Below are 1,750 nucleotides of genomic sequence, written 5' to 3' on the forward strand. Positions count from 1 at the left end.
TTAAGATATTACCAAAAAAGACTAAGTAGATTATCTACTTAGTCTTTTTAATTGTAAGGAAATTTATATGTTATCTGATTTATGGATAACGTATAATTTCCAACTTTGTGACTTGAGCAACGGAGTTACCTGAATCGAATCAAAGGCATCTCGTTGGCCATATGAAGTGGAGCGCCAACACAGTGGCTTAAGTGAATTTTTTATATTAAATAATAAATAAAATAAAAATCATGTCGTTTTTAGTAACAAAAAGTTATGCAACTTAATAATATAGATTATAAGTGGTTATAAAAATCAAAACTAAACAAAAAAGCTCTTATTTATTCTAAGGAAATAAAAGGAGTATTAAAATAATTAATTGGATAATAACGTAATTGCTTATTAAAGCTAGTACTTTCAAAATTACAATTCTAAATAACTTTAGATAATATTTCATATAATAAACAGGCCATTCAAAAGAAAAGAATCTACTTTTTTAGTAGATTCTTTTCCATATATATTATATAAGGAAGTGATTAAATGGCAGCTATTAAAGGTATTGATGTATCTAAACATAATGGATATATTAATTGGGAAAAAGTAAAAAATGATGGCATAAAATTTGTTATTATTAGAGCCGGATATGGCTCATCTACTATAGATGAAAGATTTGAAGAATATATTAAGGGAGCAATCGAGGAAGATCTTGATGTTGGAATATATTGGTTTAGTTATGCTATAAGTGAAGAAAAAGCAAGATTAGAGGCTGTTAAATGTATGGAAGTAATTAAACCATATAAAGATAAAATAACTTATCCTATATTTTATGATTTAGAATATGATAGTGTAAGTTACGCTAAAAAACACGGTGTAACTATAAATAAAACAAAAGCAACAGCATTTGCTCATGCTTTTTTAAAAGAAATTCAAAAAGGTGGATATATACCTGGACTTTATACAAATATAGATTTCTCAAATAACTACTTTTTTAAAAGTATTCAAAGAGAATATGATTTGTGGATAGCTCAATATACTTCAAGATGCACATATAGTGAGAGCCATGTAATGTGGCAATATAGCGAAAGTGGAAGAGTATCTGGTATAAGCGGAAATGTTGATTTAGATTATTGTTATAAAAAATATAAAAAAAATAATAATAGTGAAAATAATTCTAGAACTGATACAGACTCTAATACAGACAAAGATAATAATAAAGAAGATAACATAATTAAAATTTTAATTAAGTCATTACAAAATGCTTTAAATGAATCATATGATTGTAAATTAGCTGAAGATGGTATTTGGGGACCTAAAACAAAAGCAGTAGTAGAAAAGCATCCATTAAGTATTAAAAGTAAAAATAAAAAACTAGAGCACACTAAATGGCTTCAAAAATCATTAAAAGAACTAGGTTATGATATTGCTATTGATGGATATTTTGGAAAAGATACACAATCAACCGTAGAGAAGTATCAAAAAAAGAAAAACCTTCAAGTAGATGGAATAGCTGGAGTTAAAACTCATGAATCTATAATTTCATACATTTAAATTTAAAGTACCAGAAACTCTGGTACTTTTTTACATTCTAGGATATTATAATACTCTTACGTTTGTAGAACACTCCTATATCAAAGTAATAGCAAGACGTTTGATAAATAGTAAAAAAGTAAAATTTGAGCAACGGAGTTGCCTTAAGCGGAGCAAAGGCATCTCGTCAGCGATATGAAGTGGATCGCACACGCAATAGCTTAAGCAAATTTTTTAATAATAC

The 1,750-nt window shown here is 27.2% G+C and carries 1 protein-coding gene; it reads left to right on the forward strand.

The window, feature by feature from the left end:
• Positions 1-519 precede the first annotated feature (519 nt).
• Complete coding sequence (locus NSA58_RS19770) at positions 520-1,527, forward strand: GH25 family lysozyme (RefSeq protein WP_074429920.1); 1,008 nt, start codon at positions 520-522, stop codon at positions 1,525-1,527.
• Positions 1,528-1,750 lie beyond the last annotated feature (223 nt).

Origin of the sequence: Terrisporobacter muris, from assembly GCF_024621905.1 — a bacterium.
Lineage (GTDB): Bacteria > Bacillota > Clostridia > Peptostreptococcales > Peptostreptococcaceae > Terrisporobacter > Terrisporobacter muris.